This is a genomic window from Kitasatospora sp. NPDC029312, from assembly GCF_055569215.1.
This window is the reverse complement of sequence record NZ_JBVHXY010000005.1, coordinates 1-17,047: the sequence shown is the minus strand read 5'-3', so window position 1 is coordinate 17,047 and position 17,047 is coordinate 1. Positions and strand designations below refer to the sequence as shown.

The window sequence follows — 17,047 nt, the reverse complement described above, 5'->3', positions numbered from 1 at the left end:
GGTGGGGTGGGGACGGAGACCTGTCCTCAGGCGGGCCGGGTGACTGCTGCCCTGTCGTCAGGTGTTCGGATCGTCGGCTTGTCGGATTGTTGGCTCGTCAGATGGCCATGCCGTAGACAATGGTGAACAGAGTGCCGAGTGATCCGATGATGAACACGCCGGTCAGCCCGGCGATGATCAGCCCCTTGCCCTGTTCGGCGCCGAAGCTGTCGCGCATCGCGGTGGCGCCGATCCGCTGTTTCGCGGCACCCCATACCGCGAGGCCGAGGCAGACGAGGATGGCGATGGCCATGATGACCTCGACCATCACCCGGGCCTCCGACCCGAGGCTCGCGAACGGGCCCCAGTCCGGGGCGATCCCGCCGATGATGGTGTCGATGCTCGGCTTCTTGGGTGGGTCCTCGGCCAGGTGGCCGACCGCATAGGTGTGCACGCTGCTCAGGTTCATTTCCATCTCACCGCCCGATCAGGCAAATTCAAGGGCCCGGACCCCGCCCGCGCGAAGGGTCGGTACCTATTCTTGGCCAGATCTGATGTCGACTTGGCTACTTCTCGCGGATTGGTCGTGAGGCGTCGGACACGTACGCGAGGATGTCCACCGTACGAAGGATAGCGCTCACTCTTTGTATCTCTGATGATTGCGGTGAGCAACGCCTTCCGGGACACTTCGACTGACGATTCGTCGGGATGGTGCTGATGGTACTCCGGAAGGCCGGTACGGCCGCCGCCGCTGCGGGAGTTGTCGCGTTCGGGCTCATCGGTCTGGTGACCACGGGGACGCTTGCGGCGAGTGGGACGCCGCAGCAGTCGGCGAATCGTTACGCCCTCTCCCCGGGGACCGTTCCGGCCGCCTACCAGGAGGCGATCCAGAAGTGGGGATCCCTCTGTCCGGAGATCTCCCCGCCGATGCTCGCGGCGCAGCTGTACCAGGAAAGCGGTTTCGATCCGAAGGCCCAATCCGGCGTCGGGGCGCAGGGAATGGCGCAGTTCATGCCGGGCACCTGGCCGATGTACGCGACGGACGGCGACGCGGACGGCAAGAAGGACGTCTGGAACCCGTACGACGCGATCGCCTCGGCGGCGGCCTACGACTGCGCGCTCGCCAAGGACGTCGCGGGGGTGCCGGGCGATCCGCAGGCCAACATGCTGGCCGCCTACAACGCCGGCCCGTACGCGGTGACGAGCAACAGGGGCATCCCGCCGTACCGGGAGACCCAGGGGTACGTGCGGAACATCCAGGCGATGGCCCGCAGTTTCACCGCGCCGACCGCGCCGGTGGAGGTGTCGGCGCAGTCGGCGGCCGCGATCTACTTCGCGCAGACCAAGCTCGGCACCCCGTACCTGTGGGGCGGTGAGGGCCTGCCCTCGCAGAACGGGCGGTTCGACTGCTCGGGGCTCACCCAGGCCGCGTACGCCAGCGTGGGCATCAACCTGCCCCGGGTGGCCAACGACCAGTGGTACGCAGGTCCGCACCCGTCGCGCGATCAGCTGCGGCCGGGAGACCTGGTGTTCTGGGCGACGGACCTGAGCGATCCGCGCAGCATCCACCACGTCGGGATCTACGTCGGCGGCGGCTACATGATCAACGCGCCGCACACCGGGGCGGTGATCCGCTACGACAAGATCGACACCAGGGAGTACATCGGAGCGACCCGGGTCACCTCGGACGGCGCCCAGGCGCTGCCGACCCGCAACGACAGCGGGGCGGTCAACGCCCCGAGCCGCCCGGGCACGACGACCCCGTCGGCACCCGCCGCCGCCCCGGCACCCGCCGCCGCCCCGGCGGCCGCCTCCGGCCCGCTGCCCCCGGCCCGCCCCGCGGTCGCCGCACCGCCCGCCCCCACCGCGCCCGGCCAGCCCCTCTCGGGCGGCTGAGCCTGGCGGATCTGTGTGTGCGCTGTGGACGCTGAGTCAAGTTTCCATAACCGCGCGTTTTCCGTGGAACGCTGTGCACCGGAGATGACGTTTGATCCGGTGGCCCCTCGTCAGCTCTCCGCTCCGGGCGGGACCCGGCCGGAACCAGCTGCTGCGGACCAGAAGGAGGTGCGGCGTGTCGACGCCGCTTGCCGACACGACCAACCCCGACCTCGGCCTGCTCTACGCCGTCAACGGCCTGGCCAAGCGCGCCCCCCAGTGGCTGGACCACCTGGTCTCCTGGGTGGGCGAGTACGGCATCCTGATCGGCCTCGCCATGCTCGGGCTGGTGGCCTGGCTGCAGGCCCGGCGCCGGACGGACGCGCCGGTGGCGATCGCGGGCCTGCTCTGGGTGCCGCTGTCGGTGGCCGTCGCGGAGTTGGCCAACCTGCCGATCGCCGCGATCGTGAACCGTCCGCGGCCCTTCGTCGACCACCCCGGGCTGCTGGTGCTGGTGGACGGCAAGGCCGGCACCCACTCCTTCGTGAGCGACCACTCGACCATGACGATGGCCGTCGCGGTGGCGCTGTTCCTGGTGAACCGGAGGCTGGGCTGGATCGCCGGCGGACTGGCCCTGTTGCAGGGCTTCTGCCGGATGTTCATGGGCGTCCACTACCCGACGGACGTGATCGGCGGCTTCGCGCTCGCGGTGGCCGTGGTGCTGCTGCTGGCGCCGATCGCGATGGCGGTGTTGGTCCCGTTCTGTCACGCGCTGAGCCGCACGGCCGTCGCCCCGCTGATCCGGGCGCCGGAGCGCGGCGGCCCGGTCCGTGGCACCGCCCCGCGGGGCCGGCGGCGCGGCCGCGGGGCGGTGCGCTCGGAGGAGCAGCCGCCGGAGTCGGACCTCGCGGCCTGAGCGCCTCGGCAGCCTGCGGAGCCCCCGGGCCTAGTCCGGCTCGCCGCCACCGTGGTCGGCGAGGTGGCCGGCTCCCTCGCGGCGGGCCAGGTCGCGTGAGCGGCGGGCGGCGGAGTACCAGCCGCAGCTGCAGGTCGCGTAGGCGAAGGAACCGCGTTCGCCGACCGCGACGCGGTGCTCGGGCATCCGGGCGGTGCCGGGCGAGGCCGGCAGCTCACTGTGCACGTGGTTCACGGTAACGCGCCGGTCGGCCGACGGGCGACTCGTCCGGTTTCCGCCGGCGCCGTAACCCTTCGCGGCCCAACTCGTTTGCCCGGAAAGAGCTCTGCCCACCCGGTGGTGTCCCGGCAGGGCAGTCGGGCCCGAGGGGGTTGTCGCGAGGATGAAGATGACCGACCAGCAGCGAACCGGGCGGCCAGCGCGCCGTCCGGGGCCACACCTGCGCTCGGCGGCCGGGGCCGCCCTGCTCGCCGCCGTCCTGGCCGCGGGAGCCGCCGGGTGCACGGGCGACTCCGGCGGTGGTTCCTCGGACCAGGGGACGGGCGCCGCGGACCAGCTGGCCACCGACCCGTTGACGGCGGTGCGCAACGCCGCCGACATCACCGGTCGCACCGGCTCCGCGCACGCCGCCACCGAACTGGTCACCGAGTCGGCGGAGAAGAAGGCGTCCTTCAGCGGGACGGGCGGCTACGACTACGTGAAGCGGATCGGCCGGCTGGAGGTCCAGGTGCCGCCGGGCGCGGCGACCACCGGGAAGATCGTCGAGGTGGTCCTGCCCGGCACCGTCTACCTGCAGAACAGCGGCGCCAAGGTGCCCGAGGGCAAGTGGGTGAAGCTGGACGTGCGTCAGCTGCCGGACGGCAACCTGGTGAGCAGCGGCGCCACCGATCCGGCCTCGGCGGCCGGTGCGCTGCGCGGGGTGCAGAAGGCCGACCTGGTCGGCACCGAGACCGTCGACGGGGCCTCGCTGCACCACTACCGGGGCACCCTGGACCTGGCCAAGGCGGCCGACGCGACGGGCGGCCGGGGCGGGGACGGTCTGCGGATGGGCGGGCAGACCTTCACCGTCAAGGAGGTCCCGTACGACGCCTGGCTGGACGACCAGGGGCGGCTGCACAAGGTGGTCGAGGTGTTCACCTTCGCCGGGGTGGCCGGGTCGAAGGAGGCCAAGGACCAGGTGAAGGTGACCTCGACGACCTCGCTGTCGGACTTCGGCAAGCCGGTCGAGGCGGCCGAGCCGCCGGCCTCGGACATCTACCAGATGAAGCCTTCGGAGAGCCCGAAGTAGTACGGGGGGCAGACGGGGCGCCGCCGGAGCGGGTGGCCGTCCGGGGAGCGACGGCCACCCGTTTCGGCGGCGCCGAGATGGCCCGTCCGTGCCATGTGGGCGGGCCCCGGAGTGCCTAGGCTGGACGTCGGGTGGCTGCCGCCCGGGCTGGCGAGGCACTGAAGGGGTGGTGCGAGTGGTGTCGTCCACGGGCGGCCGCAACGGCGGCCACGATGACACGGCCCTCGACGAGATCGAGCTGGCCGGCGAGCTGATGATCGCCGCGACGGCCAGCAGCGGCGACCGGCTGCCGACCGAGCGGATCGACGAGGTGTTGCTGGACCGGGTGGAGCCGGGCCGGGGCGAGCGCGAGGGCTGACGGCCGGTAGGTCCGGACCGTCCTGGCCGTCCGGACCGTCCTGGCCGGTGGCTCAGCTGCGCAGCAGTCGGCCGATCGCGGCGGTGGCCTCCGCCACCTTGGCGTCCAGCTCGACGCCGCCCTGCTCGGCGGCCGCGGCGACGCAGTGCCGCAGGTGCTCCTCCAGCAGCGAGAGCGCGAAGGACTGCAGGGCCTTGGTGCTGGCCGAGACCTGGGTGAGCACGTCGATGCAGTAGACGTCCTCGTCGACCATCCGCTGGAGGCCGCGGATCTGGCCCTCGATCCGGCGCAGCCGCTTGAGGTGGGCGTCCTTCTGCGCGCTGTAGCCGTGCGGGCCGTGCCCGTTCCGGTGTCCTGCGGCGGCCACGGCTGCGGCGGCGGTGTCGGCCTGCGGCTCGGCTTCGTGCGCGTCGTCCGGCTCGGTGCGCGCTTGCGTCGTGGTCATCGGCCCGCCTTCGTCTGAGTGCCTGGTGGCTGCGTCGGCCACCAGTGTCCAACACCCGGGTCTTCCGTGGTGTTCCGACGGCCCACTCGGCATGTGCCGGACGGCCGGTGCGGGCTCCGGTGCGGCCTCTGCGCCGGCTCCCGCGCGGGCTCCGGTGCGGTTAACCCGTCTGAGCGGCGCCCCCGTCCCGGAGGCGCACGACGGGGGCGTTCCGGGCGAGGTTCCGTCAGACTGGGGGCTCCCGTCCGCACCTGGCCGTGCGGTGCGGATCAGCCGGTGCGGCAGCCGATCGGAAGAGGAGGTTCCGCCTCCCCCGGTACCACCCCGTTTGCGCGATTGCGCTCGGTTGCACCTAGCATCGTTCAGTCCCTACCCCGCACATCGGAGATTTCCGTGCGTTTTAGCCTGACCCCGAAGGAGACGAGTTTCTACGACATGTTCGCCGCCGCGGCGGAGAACCTGGTCGTCGGCTCGAAGCTCCTGCTGGAACTGCTGGGATCAGACGTCTCGGCCCGCGCGGAGATCGTCGAGCGCATGCGCGCCGCCGAGCACGCCGGGGACGACACCACCCACGCCGTCTTCCACCAGCTGAACTCCTCCTTCATCACGCCGTTCGACCGCGAGGACATCTACAGCCTGGCCTCGTCGCTGGACGACATCATGGACTTCATGGAGGAGGCCGTCGACCTGGTCGTCCTCTACGACATCCAGACCCTGCCGAAGGGCATCGAGCAGCAGATCGAGGTGCTGGCCCGGGCCGCCGAGCTGACCGCCGCGGCGATGCCGAACCTGCGCACCATGTCGAACCTCACGGAGTACTGGATCGAGGTCAACCGGCTGGAGAACCAGGCCGACCAGATCCACCGCAAGCTGCTCGCCCACCTCTTCTCCGGCCAGTACGACGCCATCGAGGTGCTCAAGCTCAAGCAGGTCGTGGACGTCCTTGAGGAGGCGGCGGACGCGTTCGAGCACGTCGCCAACACCGTGGAGACCATCGCGGTCAAGGAGTCCTGACCCTCGTGGACATGGCAGCACTCATCGCCGTCATCGGCGTTGCGTTCTTCTTCACCTACACCAACGGCTTCCACGACTCGGCCAACGCGATCGCCACCTCGGTCTCCACCCGGGCGCTCACCCCGAAGGCCGCGCTCGCGATGGCCGCGGTGATGAACCTGGCCGGCGCCTTCCTGGGCAGCGGCGTGGCGCACACGGTCTCCAAGGGGATCATCGAGACCCCGTCCGGCAACCAGGGCATGGCGATCCTGTTCGCCGCCCTGGTCGGCGCGATCGCCTGGAACCTGGTCACCTGGTACTTCGGTCTGCCGTCCTCCTCCTCGCACGCGCTGTTCGGCGGCATGGTGGGCGCGGCGCTGGCCGGCGGGATCGACGTGATCTGGAGCGGGGTCGTCGACAAGATCGTCATCCCGATGATCGTGTCCCCGGTGGTCGGCCTGGTCGGCGGCTTCCTCGTGATGCTGGCGATCCTGTGGATCTTCCGCCGGGCCAACCCGCACCGTGCCAAGCGCAACTTCCGGGTCGCCCAGACCGCCTCGGCCGCCGCGATGGCGCTGGCGCACGGTCTGCAGGACGCCCAGAAGACCATGGGCATCGTGGTGATGGCGCTCACCATCTCCGGTCACCAGACCACCGGTGACATCCCCGTCTGGGTGAAGATCTCCTGCGCGACCATGCTGTCGCTGGGCACCTACGCGGGCGGCTGGCGGATCATGCGGACCCTCGGCCGGAAGATCATCGAGCTGGACCCGCCGCAGGGCTTCGCGGCCGAGGCCACCTCCTCGGCGATCATGTACATCACGTCGTTCGTCTTCAAGGCGCCGATCTCCACCACCCACGTCATCACCGCGGCGATCATGGGTGTGGGGGCCACCAAGCGGATCCGCGCGGTGCGCTGGGGCGTCGCGAAGAACATCGTGCTCGGCTGGTTCATCACGATGCCGGCGGCCGCCATCGTCGCGGCGCTGGTGTACTGGTTCGTGCACCTGTTCTGGGGCTGAGCCCCGGACGGCCCGCCCCGAGCCGAAGCACCGGATCCACAGCGCCCCGGAGGCGAGCGGGTGAACCCCCGCCCCGAGCCGAAGGGGCGCGCCGGTGCCGAAAGGGAGAAGCGACAAGCGAGGCACGAGCGCAGGAGCGCCGACGGTCGGCACCGGGCCAGAGCGCCCCGGAGGCGAGCGGGTGAGTAAGCGAATGAGTAACAGACAGGGCCCGCCCCCACATCTCGGGGGCGGGCCCTTCTCATGTCCCGCGGCGGCACCGCCATGCAGCACCGCGGGACAGCCGGTGTCCGGCGGCTCAGCCGAAGCGGCCGGAGATGTAGTCCTCGGTCGCCTGGACCGACGGGTTGGAGAAGATCCGCTGAGTGTCGTCCAGCTCGATCAGCTTGCCCGGCTGGCCCACGCCCGACAGGTTGAAGAAGGCGGTGCGGTCGCTGACGCGGGCCGCCTGCTGCATGTTGTGGGTCACGATGACGATGGTGTACTGCGACTTCAGCTCGCCGATCAGGTCCTCGATGGCGAGGGTGGAGATCGGGTCGAGCGCGGAGCACGGCTCGTCCATCAGCAGGACCTGCGGCTCGACCGCGATCGCCCGGGCGATGCACAGCCGCTGCTGCTGGCCGCCGGAGAGGCCCGCGCCGGGCTTGCTCAGCCGGCTGTTGACCTCGTTCCAGAGGTTGGCGCCCTTCAGTGAGCGCTCCACCACCTCGTCCAGGACGGCCTTCTTCTTCACGCCCGCGAGCTTGAGCCCGGCGACCACGTTGTCGTAGATCGACATGGTCGGGAACGGGTTCGGCCGCTGGAAGACCATACCGACCGAGCGGCGCACGGCGACCGGGTCGACGTTGGCGCCGTAGAGGTTCTCGTCGTCCAGCAGGACCTTGCCCTCGACCCGGGCGCCGGGGATCACCTCGTGCATCCGGTTGAGGGTGCGCAGGAAGGTGGACTTCCCGCAGCCGGAGGGGCCGATGAAGGCCGTCACCGAACGGGGTTCGATGCTCATCGAGATGTCCTCGATGGCCTTGGTGGTGCCGTAGTAGGCCGACAGTCCGCTGACGTCGATGCGCTTGGCCATGATCGTTGCTTCTCTCGTCTTCTTCGTACGTCAGTGGTCGGTCAGTGTCCGCCCTTGGGCGAGCGCCAGCGTGCGATGCCCCGGGCGATGAGGTTGAGCCCCATCACGAAGGCGATCAGCACCAGCGCGGCACCCCAGGCACGGGCGTAGCCGAAGTCGTTGTTGACCATCGAGTACTGCTGCCAGATGTACATCGGCAGGGACTGCTGCGGTCCTTCGAACGGGTTGGTGTTGATCGCGTCCGCGCCGAACACCAGCATCATCACCGGGGCGGTCTCACCCGTGATGCGGGCGACCGCGAGCATCACACCGGTGGTGATGCCGCCGATGGCGGTGGGGAGGACGATCCGCAGGATGGTCTTCCACTTCGGCACGCCGAGGGCGTACGAGGCCTCGCGCAGCTCGTTCGGGACGAGCTTGAGCATCTCCTCGGTGGACCGGACCACGACCGGGATCATCAGGATCGCCAGCGCGAGGCTGCCCGAGAAGCCGGAGTAGGAGAAGCCCAGGGCGAGGTTCCAGAGCGAGAGGATGAACAGACCGGCGACGATGGACGGGATGCCCGTCATGACGTCGACGAAGAAGGTGACGGCCTTGGCGAGCCGGCCGCGGCCGTATTCGACCAGGTAGACGGCGGTCAGCAGGCCCAGCGGGGCCGCCATCGCGGTGGCCAGACCGACCTGCTGCAGGGTGCCGATCAGCGCGTGGTAGATGCCGCCGCCGGGGCCGGACTGGATCACGCCCCGCATCGAGTGGCTCAGGAAGTTCCCGTTCACCACCTCGATGCCCTGCTGGACCGTGTAGACGGTCAGCGAGACGAGGGGGACGACGGCCAGGATGAAGGCGACCCACACCACCGAGGTGGCGAGCCGGTCCTTGGCCTGGCGGCGGCCCTCGACCTGGGCCGAGACCAGGTAGCTGGCCAGCAGGAACAGCACGGCCGAGATCAGGCCCCACTGGAGGTGGCTGCGCAGGCCGCCGATGGCGCCGATCGCGCAGCCGACGGCGATCGAGCCGGCGACGGTGACGGGTGGGGCCCACTTGGGCAGCCGGTTGGCGGTCAGCGTCCGGCCGAGCGGCCGGGCGTCCGAGGGGGCGGTCGTGACGGCGGTCATGCGTTGGCCCCCGAGTACTCCTTGCGGCGGGCGATGATCAGTCGCGCGGCGCCGTTCACCAGCAGGGTGATGACGAACAGGACGAGGCCGGAGGCCATCAGCGCGTTGCGCCCGTTGTCGCCGGCCTCGGCGAACTTCAGCGCGATGTTCTGCGCGAAGGTGCCGCCGCCCGCGTCGAGGACGTGCAGCGACAGGACGTTGTTGGCGGAGAGCACCACCGCGACCGCGATGGTCTCGCCGAGCGCGCGGCCGAGGCCGAGCATCGAGGCCGAGATGATGCCGGGGCGGCCGAACGGCAGCACCGCGGTGCGGATCATCTCCCAGCGGGTCGCGCCGAGCGCGAGCGCCGCTTCCTCGTGCATCCGCGGCACCTGGCGGAACACCTCGCGGGAGACCGCGGTGATGATCGGCAGGACCATGATCGCCAGCAGGATGCCGACGGTGAACAGGTTGCGCGGGGTGCCGGTCTTGGTCTGGTCGAAGATGTACGTCCAGCCCAGGTAGTCGTTGAGCCAGCTGGTCAGGCCGTCCATGTGCGGGACCAGGAAGAGCGCGCCCCACAGGCCGTAGACGATGCTGGGCACGGCGGCGAGCAGGTCGACCAGGTAGGCGAACAGCTGGGCGATCCGGCGCGGCGCGTAGTGCGAGATGAACAGCGCGATCCCGATCGCCACCGGAACGGCGATCACCATCGCGATGACGGCGCTGACGATGGTGCCGACGGCCAGGACGGCGATGCCGAAGACCGGCTTCGGGGCGTCCGGCGTCCACTCGAACGTGGTGAGGAAGTTGCCCTGGTTGGTGCTGAGCGCGAGGACGGAGCGCCAGGCCAGGAAGGCGGCGATGGCGCCCATGATGACCAGCAGCAGGATGCCCGAGCCACGGGCGAGGTTCATGAAGATCTTGTCGCCGACGCGGCTGTCACGCTGTCGGCGTTCCCTGCCTCGCGGGGCGGCAGGGGAGGATGAAGTCATTGGTGTACTCCGGTCTGGTGGCGCCGCCCCGGAAGGGGGACGGCACCATGGCGGCGGTGCCCCGGACGTTGGTGCTGGGTCGGTCGTTCCGGTGGGACGGCCCCGGCCCCCCTCGCTCACGGGGCCGTCCCACCGGTGGGCCTGACGGGTCAGGCCAGGGTCGTGATGACGCCGTTGACCTTGTCGGTGAGGGTCTTCGGCAGCGGGACGTAGCCCTTCTCGCCGACGGCCTTCTGGCCGGCGTCGCTGGCCGTGTAGGTCAGGAAGGACTTCAGGGTGTCGAGGGTGTCGGCCTTGTTGCCCTTGTCGCAGACGATCTCGTAGGTGACCAGGACCAGCGGGTAGGAGCCCTCGTCCTTGGTCGCGTAGTCGAGCTTCAGCGAGAGGTCGCTGCCGGTGCCGGCGACCTGCGCCTTGGCGAAGGTGTTGGCGGCGTTCTCGGCGGTGGCCGCGACCGGCTTGGCGGCACCGGTGTTGATCGCGGCGCTCTTCAGGCTGTTCGTCTGGGCGTAGGCGAGCTCGACGTAGCTGATCGAGTTCTTGACCTGCTTCACCTGGGCCGAGACACCGGCGCTGCCGTTGGCCGACTGGCCGCCCTTGCCCGCCCAGGCCTTGCCGGCCGGGTAGGACCAGGCGCCGTTGCCGGCGGCGGCGAAGTACTTGGTCAGGTTCTCGGTGGTGCCGGAGTCGTCCGAGCGGTGGAAGGTCTGGATCTCGGCGTCCGGCAGCTTGGCGCCCGGGTTCAGGGCGGCGATCGCCGGGTCGTTCCACTTGGTGATCTGCGAGTCGAAGATCTTGGCGGCGGTCGGGCCGTCCAGGACCAGGTTGTCCAGGCCGTCGACGTTGTAGACCAGCGCGATCAGACCGCCGACCATCGGCAGGTCGATGCCCTGGCCGCCGGAGCAGACCGCCTTGGAGGAGTCGACCTCGGCGGGCTTGAGGGCCGAGTCGGAACCGGCGAACTGGATCTTGCCCTGGTTGAACTGCTGGATGCCGGCGCCGGAGCCGCCACCCTGGTAGTTGATGGTGGTGCCGGAGCAGGCGGCGCTGAAGGTGGTCTTCCACACGTCCATCGCCGCGCCCTGGGCGGTCGAACCCGCGGCGATCAGCGAACCGGCCTTGCCACAGTTGATCGACGAGGCCGCAGTGGTGCCGCCGGAGCCACCGGACGCCTTGGTGGTGTTGTTGTCGTCCGAACCGCAGGCGGCGAGCGACAGCGAGCTGACGAGCGCCATGGCACCGATGGCGAGGGCCTTGGAGCGGCCGTTCCGCTGGAGCTTCACAGGGGTGTCCCTTTCTGTGGCATTGCCCGTCGCGCGGGCCGTCCGTGGACGGCCGGGCACGGGTTTTGCTGAGGTCCGGGGCCCGTTCGGCCCTCCGGTGATCCCGAAGCTAAGCCGGGCAGGTGACACGACAGCCGGTCGCAAGTGAACGGCGAGTGAACCTCGAACGGATGTCAGGAAACTACGCCACGTAGTAACGGTTGCATCACGGCGAGGGTGCGGGGAGATCACTTCCCCCGCTCCTCCACCGGGGGCTCACCGCTCATCCGTACGGGCTTCGCCCCCAGGATCAGCAGCAGGGCGTCGATCAGCAACCGGTCGCGGTCGTGCGTCAGCCGCGCCCGGGCCTTCCCGGCCGGCAGCCACTCCAGCCGGTCCACCTCCCGGTTCGGGTGGAAGGCCCCGCTGGTCGGCACCGCCGCCCAGTACCGGACCTCCTTCGGACGGCCCTGCGCCAGGTAGTGCTGGGTGGGCAGCTCCGGGCCGAGCAGGCAGTGGAAGCCGGTCTCCTCCCGCACCTCGCGCAGCGCCGCCCCGACCACCCCCTCGCCCGGGTCGAGCTTCCCCTTCGGCAGGCTCCAGTCGTCGTACTTCGGGCGGTGGATCACCGCGACCCGCGGCCGTCCCAGCCGGCCGCTCCGCTTCGGCCGGCCCGGCAGCCACAGCACCGCGCCCGCGGCCAGGATCACCGGGCCCCGGGCCGTTCCGGCTGCGGCGGCTGCGGCTGCGGCGGTGATGGCGGTGGCGGCTGCTGAGTCGGCACCCGGGCTTCGGCCGTCGTCGGAGCTGTGCCCGGCGCTCGGACCCGGGCTGGGTCCGGGGCCCGGAGGCCGGCTCTCACCGGGGGTCAGGCCGCTGCTCGAGCGATCACGCACGTCAGGCCGTCCGTGGTGCGGGGGAATGCCCCCAGCCCTCGGCCGGGGGGACCTCCAGCCAGCCCTCCGGGCCCGGCGGGAGGTCGGGCCACCGGCGGCCGAAGGCGTACCGCGCCGCCTCCACCTCCAGTCGCTGATCGGCGTGCACCACGCCCAGCACGTAGGCGGTCGCCGGGGTGATCCTCGGGGTGCGCGCCGCGGTCGCGGCGGTCACCGCGGCGTCCGCCGCCTCCTGGTGCCGGCCCAGCACCACGTCCAGCTCGTCCAGCTCGGGCGACGGCCGGCCGCACACCTCCAGCGCGTACCGGGCCCGCTTCACCAGGATCCGCAGCCGGGACCAGGGCGCGTCGTCGGCCGCCAGCGCGGTGTCCGCGTCCACCGGGACGCGCGCGAGCGGCCTCTCCTGCCCGAGGGCGGCCAAGGGCTGCGGCACCGCGCCCAGCCGGCGCAGCCCGTCCCCGCCGTACGGGGTCGCGGCCCGCTGCAGCGGCAGCTGCTGGGTGCTCGCGGCGAGCGCGGTGAACGCGGCGGCCGCCTGCGGCAGCAGCACCGCCGAGGCCCGGCCGCCCGCCGCGTCCAGCAGCGGCGCCTCGCCGACCAGCAGGGTCATCCGGTCCGCCAGCGCGTGCAGCCGGGCCGAGCGGAGCTCCTGGAGCACCGTGGAGTGCGCCCTGGTCCGGGCCAGGGTCAGCTGCCGGTCCAGCAGCGCCCGCGCCTTGGGCGCGCCCGCGTGCCCCGCCAGCATGCCCGTCCCCTCCGGGGCGGTGCCGCTCAGCGAGTCCAGCGCGCCCAGCAGCCGCGCGGACCGGCGGGCGTAGCCGGGCTCCAGCGCCAACAGGTTGAGCAGCCAGCGCAGTTCGGTGCGCGACTCGTGGGCCCAGGTCTGCTCGAAGAGGGCGCCGAAGGTGTGCAGCAGCCCGCCGATCCGCCGGACGGTCCGCAGCAGGTCGGCGGTACCCACCGCCGGAACGACCGCGGCCGAACCGGGTCTCGCGCCGACCTCGCCCACCGCGAGCGGCAGGGCGCGCAGGAACGCCCCGGCCTGGGCGGTGAGATGGCGGGAAAGGATGTCCCCGGCGGTCGCTGTGGAGGCCGCCTGGGCCGTCATCGGCGCATCGGTCATGGCGTGGTAGATCCCCGTTCCTCCGGGGCCGTCCCCCGGAGCTGGTGGCCGACCGCCGGAGCAGATCCCCTCGGGCTCGGAAGGCCCGGAACCGCTCCGGCGGTTCGCATCAGTGGACGCGTCAGCGCGAGGTGGCGGCCCGGCGGCGTTGACGCGAGTCGATGAGCAGGTCCTGGACGTGTCGCAGCGGCCGGCCGTCGGCGTCCAGCGAGTGGCGGGTCCACGCGCCGTCGGACCCGAGGTGCCAGGACTCCGTCTCGTCCGACATCCCGAGGTCGATCAGCCCGGACAGCTCGGCGCGGTGTGCCGGGTCGGTGAGCCGCATCAGCGCCTCGATCCGGCGGTCCAGGTTGCGGTGCATCATGTCGGCGCTGCCGATCCAGACCTCCGGATCGCCGTTGTTGCCGAACACGAACACCCGGGAGTGCTCCAGGAAGCGGCCCAGGATGCTGCGCACCCGGATGTTGTCGCTCAGCCCGGGCACACCCGGCCGGATCGCGCAGATGCCGCGCACCCAGACGTCCACCGGCACCCCGGCCTGCGAGGCGCGGTACAGCGCGTCGATCACGGTCTCGTCGACGATCGAGTTGACCTTGATCTTCACGAACGCGGGCCGGCCCGCCTGGTGGTGGGCGATCTCGTTGTGGATCCGCGAGACCAGCCCGTCCCGCAGGCCGCGCGGCGCGGTCAGCAGCCGGCGGTAGGACTCGCGGCGCGAGTAGCCGGAGAGCCGGTTGAACAGGTCCGAGAGGTCCGCGCCGACCTGCGGGTCGGTGGTGAGCAGACCGAGGTCCTCGTACAGCCGGGCGGTCTTCGGGTGGTAGTTGCCGGTGCCGACGTGCGAGTAGCGGCGCAGGGTGTCGCCCTCCTGACGGACCACCAGCGACAGCTTGCAGTGGGTCTTCAGCCCGACCAGGCCGTAGACCACGTGGCAGCCGCTCTCCTCCAGCTTGCGGGCCCACTTGATGTTGGCCTGCTCGTCGAAGCGCGCCTTGATCTCGACCAGGACCAGTACCTGCTTGCCGGACTCCGCCGCGTCGATCAGCGCGTCCACGATCGGCGAGTCGCCCGAGGTGCGGTACAGGGTCTGCTTGATCGCCAGTACGTCAGGGTCGGCGGCGGCCTGCTCGAGGAAGGCCTGCACGGAGGTGGAGAAGCTGTCGTACGGGTGGTGCAGCAGGACGTCGCGCTCGCGCATCGCGGCGAAGATGTCCGGCTGCGAGGCCGACTCGACGTCGGTCAGCCCGCGGGCCGTACCGGCCACGAACTTCGGGTACTTGAACTCGGGGCGGTCCAGCTCGGCGATCCCGAACAGCCCGGTCAGGTCCAGCGGCCCGGGCAGCGGGAAGACCTCCGCCTCGGTGATGTTCAGCTCCCGCACCAGCAGGTCCAGGATGTACGGGTCGATCGACTCCTCGACCTCCAGCCGGACCGGCGGGCCGAAGCGCCGCCGCATCAGCTCCTTCTCCAGGGCCTTGAGGATGTTCTCGGTGTCGTCCTCCTCCACCTCGAGGTCCTCGTTGCGGGTGACCCGGAAGGCGTGGTGGGCCAGCACCTCCATCCCCGGGAACAGCTCCTCGAGGTGGGCGCCCATGACGTCCTCCAGCGGCACGTACCGCTGGGGCGAGGCCTCCAGGAAGCGGGCCAGCGACTGCGGCACCTTCACCCGGGCGAAGTGCTTGTGCCCGGACACCGGGTTGCGCACCACGACGGCCAGGTTGAGGGAGAGTCCCGATATGTACGGGAAGGGGTGCGCCGGATCGACAGCCAGCGGGGTCAGCACGGGGAAGATCTTCTGCCGGAACAGCGTGTGCAGCCGGGCCTGCTCCTTCTCGGCCAGCTCCGACCAGCGGACCACCTCGATGCCCTCGGCGGCGAGGTCCGGCAGCACCTCCTGCTGGAAGGCGGCGGCGTGCCGGGCCATCAGCTCGCGCGAGCGCGTCCAGATCAGGTCCAGCACCTCGCGCGGCTGGAGGCCCGACGCACTGCGCTGGGCCACTCCGGTGGCAATCCGGCGCTTCAGCCCGGCCACCCGGACCATGAAGAACTCGTCCAGGTTGCTCGCGAAGATCGCCAGGAACTTGGCGCGTTCGAGGAGCGGTATCCCCGGGTCCTCCGCCAGCTCCAGGACGCGCTCGTTGAACGCGAGCCAGCTCCGTTCGCGGTCCAGGAAACGGCCCTGCGGCAGGGCTTCGAGGTCCTGCTCGTCCGTGGCCGGCAACTCCGGCGGGATGCCCAGTGAACCGGACATCCGGGCCGTCGGCGACGGCGGGGCAGAGACGGGGCGGGGGATGCTCATGGGCTCCAGCTCCTCCAGCGACAGGACGGCGTCCGGACACGAATGGCTCTGCGGGCCGTCGTCCTCACCCCGGGTTGCCCCCAGGGACAGCGCCCACCCTCCGGGCGCGGTCCGTACAGGACCGGCCGACGAATGGCGGTCGACTCTGCACGAGCGAGACACTACGGACTTCATCCTGTGATCTTCGCGGCAGCAATTGAATCCACGGTAAACACCGCATGGCCAGGAGGAAAGCTGAGTCGGTCGGGGCAAGGGGCGGAGCCGTCCTCCGTCCGTCGCCGACGACCGGCCCGGCTGGGCCCTGAGGTGCGGTCCGGGTGGGGTGGCGGCTAGGCGGGCCGAGCCGCCTGGTACTGGGCTCGGTACATCAGGTCCACCTCGTGAATGGTGAATCCCAGTCGTTCATATACCCGGACAGCGGCCGGATTGTCGGCATCGACGTACAGGAGGACGGTCTGCAGCCCGCGCTCGCCGGCTCCGGAGCCCGTCAGATGACGCAGGCCGGCCGCGGTGAGCGCGCGGCCGAGTCCACTGCCCTGCTCGGCCGGGTCCACCCCGACCACGTAGACCTCGCCGAGCTGCGGCTCGCTGGCCGTGGCCGGGTGCACCTTGGTCCAGTGGAAGCCGACCACCTTGCCGTCACGGGTGGCGAGGAAGAAGCCGGCCGGGTCGAACCAGGGCTCGGCGAGGCGCTCCGCCAGGTCCTGGGCGGTCCAGGAGCCCTGCTCGGGGTGATGGGCGAAGGCCAGGGCGTTGAGTCGCAGCCACTCGGCGTCGTCCTCGCCCGGGCGGAAGGTGCGGAGCTCGACGCCCTCGGGGACGGGCACCGCCTCGGTCTGGGGACCGGAGCGGCGCATCTGCCGCAGCTCCCGCACCAGTTCGGCACCGTACACCTGGGCCAGGTGTCGGGCCGCCGGGTGGCCGCCGTGGACCCAGAAGTCCACCGCGTCGCGCCCCGCCCGGTGCGCCTCCGCGAGGACGGCGTCCACCAGCGGACGGGCCAGGCCGCGCCCACGGGCCGCCGGGTCCACCACCAGCTCGGCGGCGGGGTTGGCGCTCTGGCTGCCGGGGACTTCGAGCTGGCCGTAGCCGAGGACGGCGTCGGCCCCGGTCCCGGCTTCCGTCTCGATGAAGTGGGTGACGCCAGGGCGGGCCGTCTCGACGTTCCGCAGCCGGAGCCGGCCCTGCTCGGACACGGCGGCCCGGCCGTCCACCGCCTGGGCCTCCGCCAGAACACGCAGGGCGCCGTCGCGCTGCCCCGGGCTGAGCACGTTGTTCGCAATGACCGCTGTCTGATCGTCCATGCACCGACGATACGTCAAGGGAAATGCAAAGAACCCCCATCCGGGAATCCGGATGGGGGTTCTTCAGAAGAATTGTTCGGCGGCGTCCTACTCTCCCACAGGGTCCCCCCTGCAGTACCATCG

17 protein-coding genes are annotated in these 17,047 nt (G+C 71.1%); 6 read left to right on the top strand and 11 right to left on the bottom strand.

Going from position 1 to position 17,047, the window contains the following annotated elements:
• Nucleotides 1-97 precede the first annotated feature (97 nt).
• Nucleotides 98-448, bottom strand: coding sequence for a hypothetical protein (locus ACZ4WV_RS06125; RefSeq protein WP_392902644.1), 351 nt, complete (start codon nucleotides 446-448; stop codon nucleotides 98-100).
• A gap of 248 nt (nucleotides 449-696) precedes the next feature.
• Here ACZ4WV_RS06125 and ACZ4WV_RS06120 point away from each other — a divergent pair, with 248 nt between their 5' ends.
• Nucleotides 697-1,875 (top strand): C40 family peptidase, encoded by a 1,179-nt coding sequence (locus ACZ4WV_RS06120; protein ID WP_465743298.1) that lies wholly within the window; start codon nucleotides 697-699, stop codon nucleotides 1,873-1,875.
• 175 nt (nucleotides 1,876-2,050) lie between these two features.
• A complete protein-coding gene (locus tag ACZ4WV_RS06115; protein WP_465743296.1) occupies nucleotides 2,051-2,770 on the top strand; it encodes a phosphatase PAP2 family protein in 720 nt (239 codons plus the stop codon).
• A 30-nt stretch (nucleotides 2,771-2,800) separates the two neighbouring features.
• Here the strand turns inward: ACZ4WV_RS06115 and ACZ4WV_RS06110 are convergent, their stop codons facing one another.
• Entirely contained in the window at nucleotides 2,801-2,995 is a 195-nt protein-coding gene (locus tag ACZ4WV_RS06110) for a hypothetical protein (protein WP_465743294.1), read from the bottom strand.
• Between the two features lie 163 nt (nucleotides 2,996-3,158).
• Here ACZ4WV_RS06110 and ACZ4WV_RS06105 point away from each other — a divergent pair, with 163 nt between their 5' ends.
• Entirely contained in the window at nucleotides 3,159-4,058 is a 900-nt protein-coding gene (locus tag ACZ4WV_RS06105; RefSeq protein WP_465743292.1) for an SCO4651 family lipoprotein, read from the top strand.
• A 175-nt stretch (nucleotides 4,059-4,233) separates the two neighbouring features.
• Nucleotides 4,234-4,416: a hypothetical protein gene (locus ACZ4WV_RS06100; protein WP_465743290.1), complete on the top strand. Its 183-nt coding sequence runs from the start codon at nucleotides 4,234-4,236 to the stop codon at nucleotides 4,414-4,416.
• Nucleotides 4,417-4,468: 52 nt separating this feature from the next.
• Here ACZ4WV_RS06100 and ACZ4WV_RS06095 read toward each other — a convergent pair whose 3' ends face one another.
• On the bottom strand, nucleotides 4,469-4,861 hold the full coding sequence (locus ACZ4WV_RS06095) for a metal-sensitive transcriptional regulator (protein ID WP_465743288.1): 393 nt from the start codon (nucleotides 4,859-4,861) through the stop codon (nucleotides 4,469-4,471).
• Nucleotides 4,862-5,254: 393 nt separating this feature from the next.
• Here ACZ4WV_RS06095 and ACZ4WV_RS06090 point away from each other — a divergent pair, with 393 nt between their 5' ends.
• Nucleotides 5,255-5,875, top strand: a complete 621-nt coding sequence (locus tag ACZ4WV_RS06090) for a DUF47 domain-containing protein (protein ID WP_380445984.1) — start codon at nucleotides 5,255-5,257, stop codon at nucleotides 5,873-5,875.
• Between the two features lie 5 nt (nucleotides 5,876-5,880).
• Nucleotides 5,881-6,876, top strand: a complete 996-nt coding sequence (locus ACZ4WV_RS06085; RefSeq protein ID WP_465743286.1) for an inorganic phosphate transporter — start codon at nucleotides 5,881-5,883, stop codon at nucleotides 6,874-6,876.
• Nucleotides 6,877-7,174: 298 nt separating this feature from the next.
• Here the strand turns inward: ACZ4WV_RS06085 and pstB are convergent, their stop codons facing one another.
• From pstB to mshD, 8 genes are all read right to left on the bottom strand, one after another.
• A complete protein-coding gene (pstB, locus tag ACZ4WV_RS06080; RefSeq protein ID WP_465743284.1) occupies nucleotides 7,175-7,951 on the bottom strand; it encodes a phosphate ABC transporter ATP-binding protein PstB in 777 nt (258 codons plus the stop codon).
• Between the two features lie 41 nt (nucleotides 7,952-7,992).
• Complete coding sequence (gene pstA, locus ACZ4WV_RS06075; RefSeq protein WP_465743282.1) at nucleotides 7,993-9,066, bottom strand: phosphate ABC transporter permease PstA; 1,074 nt, start codon at nucleotides 9,064-9,066, stop codon at nucleotides 7,993-7,995.
• A complete protein-coding gene (pstC, locus tag ACZ4WV_RS06070; protein WP_465743280.1) occupies nucleotides 9,063-10,040 on the bottom strand; it encodes a phosphate ABC transporter permease subunit PstC in 978 nt (325 codons plus the stop codon). The genes pstA and pstC overlap by 4 nt, the downstream gene beginning before the upstream one ends.
• Nucleotides 10,041-10,189: 149 nt before the next feature.
• Nucleotides 10,190-11,323, bottom strand: a complete 1,134-nt coding sequence (gene pstS / locus ACZ4WV_RS06065) for a phosphate ABC transporter substrate-binding protein PstS (protein WP_465743278.1) — start codon at nucleotides 11,321-11,323, stop codon at nucleotides 10,190-10,192.
• 227 nt (nucleotides 11,324-11,550) lie between these two features.
• A complete protein-coding gene (locus ACZ4WV_RS06060) occupies nucleotides 11,551-12,198 on the bottom strand; it encodes an NUDIX hydrolase (RefSeq protein ID WP_465743276.1) in 648 nt (215 codons plus the stop codon).
• Nucleotide 12,199: 1 nt separating this feature from the next.
• Nucleotides 12,200-13,321, bottom strand: a complete 1,122-nt coding sequence (locus ACZ4WV_RS06055) for a CHAD domain-containing protein (protein WP_465743274.1) — start codon at nucleotides 13,319-13,321, stop codon at nucleotides 12,200-12,202.
• Between the two features lie 121 nt (nucleotides 13,322-13,442).
• On the bottom strand, nucleotides 13,443-15,794 hold the full coding sequence (locus tag ACZ4WV_RS06050; protein WP_465743272.1) for an RNA degradosome polyphosphate kinase: 2,352 nt from the start codon (nucleotides 15,792-15,794) through the stop codon (nucleotides 13,443-13,445).
• Between the two features lie 155 nt (nucleotides 15,795-15,949).
• A complete protein-coding gene (mshD, locus tag ACZ4WV_RS06045) occupies nucleotides 15,950-16,924 on the bottom strand; it encodes a mycothiol synthase (protein WP_465743270.1) in 975 nt (324 codons plus the stop codon).
• Nucleotides 16,925-17,047: the final 123 nt, after the last annotated feature.

What these genes read in the sequence shown, in the direction of transcription:
- ACZ4WV_RS06125 (WP_392902644.1), bottom strand. Translation starts at nt 448, where the DNA reads ATGAACCTGAGCAGCGTGCACACCTATGCGGTCGGCCACCTGGCCGAG.
- ACZ4WV_RS06120 (WP_465743298.1), top strand. Translation starts at nt 697, where the DNA reads ATGGTACTCCGGAAGGCCGGTACGGCCGCCGCCGCTGCGGGAGTTGTC.
- ACZ4WV_RS06105 (WP_465743292.1), top strand. Translation starts at nt 3,159, where the DNA reads ATGACCGACCAGCAGCGAACCGGGCGGCCAGCGCGCCGTCCGGGGCCA.
- ACZ4WV_RS06095 (WP_465743288.1), bottom strand. Translation starts at nt 4,861, where the DNA reads ATGACCACGACGCAAGCGCGCACCGAGCCGGACGACGCGCACGAAGCC.
- pstB (WP_465743284.1), bottom strand. Translation starts at nt 7,951, where the DNA reads ATGGCCAAGCGCATCGACGTCAGCGGACTGTCGGCCTACTACGGCACC.
- pstA (WP_465743282.1), bottom strand. Translation starts at nt 9,066, where the DNA reads ATGACCGCCGTCACGACCGCCCCCTCGGACGCCCGGCCGCTCGGCCGG.
- pstC (WP_465743280.1), bottom strand. Translation starts at nt 10,040, where the DNA reads ATGACTTCATCCTCCCCTGCCGCCCCGCGAGGCAGGGAACGCCGACAG.
- ACZ4WV_RS06055 (WP_465743274.1), bottom strand. Translation starts at nt 13,321, where the DNA reads ATGACCGATGCGCCGATGACGGCCCAGGCGGCCTCCACAGCGACCGCC.
- ACZ4WV_RS06050 (WP_465743272.1), bottom strand. Translation starts at nt 15,794, where the DNA reads ATGAAGTCCGTAGTGTCTCGCTCGTGCAGAGTCGACCGCCATTCGTCG.
- mshD (WP_465743270.1), bottom strand. Translation starts at nt 16,924, where the DNA reads ATGGACGATCAGACAGCGGTCATTGCGAACAACGTGCTCAGCCCGGGG.